The organism is Nonomuraea sp. NPDC049784 (assembly GCF_040659615.1).
Classification (GTDB): domain Bacteria; phylum Actinomycetota; class Actinomycetes; order Streptosporangiales; family Streptosporangiaceae; genus Nonomuraea.
In genome coordinates this window covers 1-6562 of sequence record NZ_JBFAMX010000579.1, presented here as the reverse complement: position 1 = coordinate 6562, position 6562 = coordinate 1, and the positions used below count along the sequence as shown (strand labels likewise).

5 protein-coding genes are annotated in these 6562 nt (G+C 69.7%); 1 reads left to right on the top strand and 4 read right to left on the bottom strand.

What is annotated here, in order from left to right; translation table 11 throughout:
• The 4 genes from AB0J09_RS52370 to AB0J09_RS52355 all read right to left on the bottom strand — a co-directional run.
• A partial coding sequence (locus tag AB0J09_RS52370; RefSeq protein ID WP_360709402.1) for a helix-turn-helix domain-containing protein occupies window positions 1-367 on the bottom strand: 367 nt, incomplete at its 3' end.
• The gene (locus AB0J09_RS52365) at window positions 360-3518 is read right to left on the bottom strand and encodes a glycoside hydrolase family 38 C-terminal domain-containing protein (protein WP_360709399.1); all 3159 of its coding nucleotides are present in this window, start codon (window positions 3516-3518) and stop codon (window positions 360-362) included. The genes AB0J09_RS52365 and AB0J09_RS52370, both read right to left, overlap by 8 nt.
• 115 nt (window positions 3519-3633) lie before the next feature.
• Window positions 3634-4008: an enolase C-terminal domain-like protein gene (locus tag AB0J09_RS52360; RefSeq protein ID WP_360709396.1), complete on the bottom strand. Its 375-nt coding sequence runs from the start codon at window positions 4006-4008 to the stop codon at window positions 3634-3636.
• An 85-nt stretch (window positions 4009-4093) separates the two neighbouring features.
• Entirely contained in the window at window positions 4094-4888 is a 795-nt protein-coding gene (locus AB0J09_RS52355; RefSeq protein WP_360709393.1) for an IclR family transcriptional regulator, read from the bottom strand.
• Between the two features lie 186 nt (window positions 4889-5074).
• Here AB0J09_RS52355 and AB0J09_RS52350 point away from each other — a divergent pair, with 186 nt between their 5' ends.
• Window positions 5075-6424: an extracellular solute-binding protein gene (locus AB0J09_RS52350; protein WP_360709391.1), complete on the top strand. Its 1350-nt coding sequence runs from the start codon at window positions 5075-5077 to the stop codon at window positions 6422-6424.
• Window positions 6425-6562 lie beyond the last annotated feature (138 nt).

The following is a 6562-nucleotide window of genomic DNA, read 5'->3' as shown; positions in this document are numbered from 1 at the left end:
GTCCTGCGGACCAGCGGCGGCGCACCGCCGCGACCGTGGCGTGCGACAGGCCAAGTTCGCGGGCGACGGCCCGCGACGCGGTGCCGCTGCCGGGGCCGAGGAGCGTACGCGCGATGACGTCGGCCTCGTCGACCATCGCGGGACGGCCGGGCCGGGCCCGGTCGCGCATCCCGTCCACACCCGACTCCGTCCAGCGGTGCCGCCATGCGCCGACGGTCTGGCGGGAGACGCCGAGCTGCCGGGCGATGTCGGCGTCGCGCATACCCCCGGCGGCGAGCAGGACGATCCGGGCGCGCAGGGCGAGAGGCCCGTCCTGGGCGGCCCACTGGCGGAGCGAGGCCTCATCGGCCGTCTGGAGCTCAGACATCGGCGTCCCGCAGCGGACGGGTCAGGCGCAGCGTGACGATCTCGAACGGGCGCAGCGACAGGGACACTTCGCCGCCCTCGTCGGTGGGCTCGGCGAGGGGATACCTCCTGCCCCTGCGGGCGTGCGAGCTGGGGAACGGGTCCTCCAGCAGATCCGTCTCCTGCACATGCGCCACCGGGAAGTGCGCGGCGAGCGTAGCGCGGGCCTGGCCGCCGCGGGACTCGTAGAGCCGGACGATCACATCGCCCGACCGGTCGTCGGCGAGCTTGACGGCTTCCACCACCACGTCCGGGTTGTCCACCGTCAGCAGCGGCCGGCCGGCCACATTCGCGCCGGAGGCAGGACGCAGCGGCAGGTTCAGCCCGTAGCCCGTCTCGATCGCCGCGCCGACGTCGGCGCCGGGACGCAGCGCGTAGCGGAAGCGGTGCGCGCCCCGGTCGGCGTACGGGTCGGGGCTATGCGGGGAACGCAGCAGCGACAGCCGCACGGTGGTCGTGGTCCCACCGCCCGCGCGGGTGCTGCGGCTGACGTCGTGGCCATACGTGGAGTCCGTGGCCAGCGCCACGCCCCAGCGATGCTCGCCGACGTGGATCCAGCGGTGCGCCCAGAGCTCGAAACGGGCCGCGTCCCAGCTGGTGTTCTCGTGGGTGGGGCGCTCGATGTGGCCGTACTGGATCTCGGCGCGCGCGTTCTCCGCGTGTACGTCCAGTGGCCACGCGGCCTTCAGGAGCATGTCCCGCTCGCGCCAGTCGATGTCGGAGTCGACCACGAGGGCGTGGCTGCCGGCCGTCAGGATCAGGTCCTGCACGATGGTGGACCGGCCGGTGGAGCGGGTGACCCGCACGCTCGCCTGCAGCGGGCCGCGGTCACGCAGCTCCACCGAGACCGCGTCGGTGAGGTCGCGGTGGACGGTGCGGTACGTCGGATCGATGTTCCAGGCGCTCCAGCGCACCGGGTCGTCGGGATGCAGCTGAAGCAGGTTGCCCGCCTCCCCTGGCGCGATCGCGTCCCGGCAGGTGGCGAGGTCGACGGCGGAGCGTACGAGCCCGTCGGCGTCGATACGGATCCGGATCAGACCGTTGTCGAGGACTAAACCGTTGTCCTCGGTGACGGTGAGCGGGGCGGTGTCCCCCAACCGCAGGCCGGCCGGGCCTCGGCCGAGGGCCGGGGCCTCGGCTAGCACCGCCCAGCGGCCGTCGGCGAGCCGCTGGGCCTCCGCGGTGGCGGGGCTGTCGTCGAGGATGACGACCTCGCGGCGGTCGTGGGGGGCGGCGTTGAGCACCGTCGGCGGACTGCCGTCCCCTTGCGCACCGGTCGCGCGCTCGACCAGGCGTTCCAGTCGGCGGTGGATGCGGGCGTAGGTCTGCTCGGCTTCCTGGTGCACCCAGGCGATGGAGGAGCCGGGCAGGATGTCGTGGAACTGGTGGAGCAGCACCTGCTGCCACGTCTCGGTCAGTTCCTCGTACGGGTACGAGGCGCCCTCCCGCACGGCCGCGGTCGCCGCCCACAGCTCGGCCTCGCGCAGCAACGCTTCGCTGCGGCGGTTGCCGCGCTTGGTGCGGGCCTGGCTGGTGTAGACGCCCCGGTGGGTCTCCAGATACAGCTCGCCCCGCCAGACCGGGGCCGCGTCCTCGTACTCCTCGCGCGCCTGGTGGAAGAAGGCCGATGGTTCTATGATCTCCACCCGCGCCGAGCCCTCCAGGTCGGCCAGCCGGCGCGCCTTCTCCAGCATTCCGGCGGTGGGGCCGCCCCCGCCGTCGCCGTAGCCGAAGGGGACGAGGGAGCGGGTGCCGCCGCCCTTGTCGGCGTAGTTGGCGACCGCGTGGGCCAGTTCGGCGCCGGTCAGTTCGGCGTTGTAGGTGTCGACGGGCGGGAAGTGCGTGAAGATCCGGGTGCCGTCGATGCCCTCCCACCAGAACGTGTGGTGCGGCAGTCGATTGGTCTCGTTCCACGACAGCTTCTGGGTGAGAAACCACTCGGCCCCGGCGAGCGTGGCGAGCTGCGGATAGGCCGCGGTGTAGCCGAAGGAGTCCGGCAGCCACACGCCGTCGGTCTCGACCCCGAGCTCGTCGCGGAAGAATCGGCGGCCGAAGACCAGCTGCCGGGCCAGGGCCTCACCACCGGGAAGGTTTCCGTCGGCCTCCACCCACATGCCGCCCACCGGTGCCCAATTGCCGGCGGCGACGGCCTTGCGGACCCGGTCGAAGACCTCCGGCTGGTGCTCCTTCATCCAGGCGTACTGCTGGGCGGAGGAGCAGGCGAAGACGAACTCCGGGTACTCCTCGGCCATCGTGGCCATGTTCGAGAAGGTACGGGCGCATTTGCGCACGGTCTCGCGCAGCGGCCACAGCCAGGCGGAGTCGATGTGCGCGTGGCCCACGGCGACGGCAGTGTGCGCCGACTCGTGGGCGCGGCGGGCCAGGACGGGCGCGAGGACCTCGCGGGCGCGGGCCGCGGTGCCAGGGATGTCGTACGGGTCGACGGCGTCGATCGCGCGCTGCAGGGCGACGCGGATCTCGTGCCGGCGTGGCAGCGACTCGGGAAGCGCCAGCATCAGCTCGTACAGCACGTCCACGTCGTGGATGAGGTGCCAGACGTCCTCGTCCCGGACAACGATGTCAGCGCGGCGCAGCTGGTACAGGGGCGCGCTTCCCGCCGTCACGGGATCACCGAAATGGGTGTTGATGCCCGCACTGCCCACGATAGGGGGGTTACCCGCGGCCTCCACCAGCAGATGGACCGGCTCCCGCACGGTGGCGCAACGGCTCAGCAGCAGAGTGCGGTTGTACGGGTGCAAGCCCTGTAGCGGCTTCCCGTGCTTGTCGTGGACGAAACCTTCCGCCTGACCGCCGGGGCCGCGGGTGAGGTCGAAGCCGAGATCGAAGATCGCCTCGACCCGGCGGCCCGCCCAGCGCTGCGGAATCTCCGCCGTGAACCGGAACCAGGTGGTGGACCACGGCGCGCCCCATTCACTGCCTATGGTGAACGGCCGGTATTCCCCCTTCAGCGCCGTCGATACGGGCACAGGCTCGCCCGGCACGTTCCAGGCCGTGATGTCCATGGGCACACGGTGAGGGTACAGCGCGGAACGCAGCCGCTCCTTGAGGAACTTGGCTATGCGCTCCTCGCCGGCCTGCTGGTGAGCATGCATGGGTTAGGCCTTCCTGTCCACCTCGTGTCGGCCATGTAAAACCAAGTGTGTTATTAAGTCAACTCCTGGCCGCAAATTTGGGAGAATATCCAGCTAGTAGGTCAGGCTTATTAATTTACACTCTCCATTGTTTATGGCAGAGAATTCCCTGACATTGCTGGCGGCTCTTCGCTACGGCTGACTCCTGCACTCCGAAGGCGTGGCTGCCGATCGTCATCGCGAGGGTCGCGGCCTGCGCCACGGGCCTGACGTCCGCCGGTCCATGCGGGGCGAGCCGCACCCCGCGCAGCTCGCACAGCGCGGCGAGCTTGCGGGCCGGGGTGAGGCTGCCGAGGGTCGGAATGCGCACCCGGGCGAAGTCGACGTCGGAACAGCTCGTCCAGCACGGCGCGCACCGCGAGCGTACGCTGGGGGGTCGCTCGCGCAGCCGAGGCCGTACAGTCCGGGCTCGTTGGTCGTACGATGTGCGGGCAGCCGTGCGGCGCGGCAAGGAAGCTTCAACGTACTGATAGGCGTATGGTGTACGGCTATCGGAACGTATGCGAGTTCCGTCGGCCCTGTAACGGCTGAACCCCTCAGTGCTGTCCGAGTCGCTTGAGCAACGTCTGCAGTGAGTGCGCCGCCTCGGTCACCGCGAGGGCGATCTCCTCGGTGCGCCGGGCGTCCATCCGGCTGATGGGAGCCGAGCAGCTCACGGCGTCGCCACCCCCGTGCTCCGCGCCCAGCGCCACCGCCACGCAGCGCACCCCGGGCGAGCTCTCGCCGTCGTCCAGCGCCCAGCCGCGCAGCCGCGCCTCGGCCAGCTGGGCGGCCAGCTCGGCGGGGTCGGTGACGGTGTCCGGGGTGAGCTTCTCCAGCGGCCAGTTGAGCCGCCGGTCGACCTCGCCCGGCTCGTACTGCGCGAGCATCGCCTTGCCTGGCGCGGTGGCGTGGGCAGGCAACCGGCTACCCACGGCCGAGTACATGCGCAGCGCGTGCCGCGACTCGCGCTTGGCGAGGTAGACGACGTCCGAGCCGGACAGCCGGGTCAGGTGCACCGCCTCGCCGGTCTCCTCCGCCAGTGCGTCAAGCACCGGGCCCGCCAGGCTCGCGACGTCGTCGCCCTCCAGATAGGCCGTGCCGGTCATCAGCGCCTTCAGGCCCAGGCTGTAGCGGCCGCCGGCGGCGTCGACGTCCACCCAGCCGCGCCCCTCCATGGTGCGCAGAACGGCGTGCAGGCTGCTCTTCGGCACCCGCATGGCGCTCGCCAGTTCGGCGAGCGAGAGCCTGGCTCCGCCCGCGCCCAGCAGCTCGAGGACATCGAGCACCCGCGCTGCGGACTTGACCTCCTCGGGCTTGCGCTCGCCCGCCTCTGCTGCCACCGATTCCACCAGAACCTCCGCTTCCCGTGCCGGCGTCAACTGGCGCTCGTCCAGGGCTTTCGCGCCGCCTTCTTGACGCTTATATCACTTCGTCTCTATGTTCAGGTAACCCAACAACGTTCGGCTATCTGAACGAAGCATAGCGAGGTAAGGGCGATGCGCATACGTCATTCCGGGACTGCCAGACTGGCGGCGGTGGCTGTCGCAGCCACGCTGACCCTGTCGGCCCTGACCGCGTGCGGCGGTTCTGAGGATCCTGCCTCCGGGGGCTCGGGCACTCTCGAGATGTGGACCTTCAAGCAGACCCATGTTCCCGGGCTCCAACAGGCCGCGAACGATTTCGAGAAAGCGACCGGGATCAAGGTCAAGGTGCAGGCGTACACGCCCGACGACGCCTTCGCGACCAAGATCCAGAGCGCGGCCAAGACCGGCGACCTGCCGGACGTGATGGAGACTCACTCCGATGGTGAGGACCTGGGCTTCGGCGCCAGCGGGATCGCCGCCGAACTCACGAACGTAGTGAACAACGAATGGCTGAACCGCTACCCGGAGAACGTGCGGGAGTCGGGCTATGTCAACGACGCGAAGTTCAAGGAGTCCCAGGACGAGGGCAGCAAGCTCCACGGCGTGAAGAAGGGCGCCCGGCACAGCGTCCCGTTCACCATCGGCACCTTCGGCATCGTCTACGCCAACAAGAAGATGCTCACCGACGCCGGGATCACCAAGCCGCCGACCAACTGGGCCGAGTTCGTCGACGGGCTGAAGGCCACGCACGCCAAGGACGACAAGAACGGCGGCCTGGCACTCGGCCTGAAGATCCCGGACACCGGCATCACCTGGCTAGCCCAGCCACTCGCCTACTCCATGCTCGGGCGGAGCGGCTACGAGGCCCTGTTCGGCAAGGACAAGGCCACCAACTGGTCTTCCCCGAACGGCGTCAAGGTGCTCCAGGCATACGACCAGGTCACCCCGTACTGGATGCCCGGCACCCAGACCCTCGGCATCGACGAGGCCGACCAGGCCTTCGCCCAGGGCAAGGCGGCCTGGCTGGTGGGCGGCACCTTCACACTGTCCTTCCTGGAGCAGAACGGCATGAAGCCCGACGACGTCTACGCGTTCGGCTTGCCGGGGGACGCAGCGGGCCAGGTGCCCGACCCGGCGCTGGGTCCGCTCGCGCTGACTGGTCTCATCCTCTCAGCCACCTCCGACCAGCCCGAGAACGCCAAGAAGTGGATGGAGTACCTCTCCCGGCCGGAGGTGGCCGCGAAGTTCTCCAAGGCGTCCAGTGATCTGCCCGCCACCGAGCTGGGTTCCGAGGTCTCCGACATCGTCGGCCCCACCCTCACCTCACTGCTCGAAAGCTTCAAGGGCACGCCCGACACGACGTACGACCCGAGCCGCCGGGAGTTCTTCCCGCCGGGGTACAAGCAGGACAAGGCCGGCTCGATCCTCGTCGACATGACCCCCCTGAAGAAGGCGTCGCCGGAGGAGACTGGCAAGAAGCTCACCGAGCTCACCGACAGCTTCTGGGCGGCCGGTCAGTGACCACCGCGCATCGTCCCGCTCTGTCGGGACCCGCCGGGGGGGGGGGGGGGGGGCCCGCCCCCCCCGGCCCCGTCCGAGATGACAACGCATATAACCACAAAAAAAAAAATATTTGTAAGTATGAGTGTGGGAGGGTGA

Excerpts from the sequence above, each read along its gene's own strand:
- AB0J09_RS52365 (WP_360709399.1), bottom strand. The coding sequence starts at position 3,518 with ATGCATGCTCACCAGCAGGCCGGCGAGGAGCGCATAGCCAAGTTCCTC.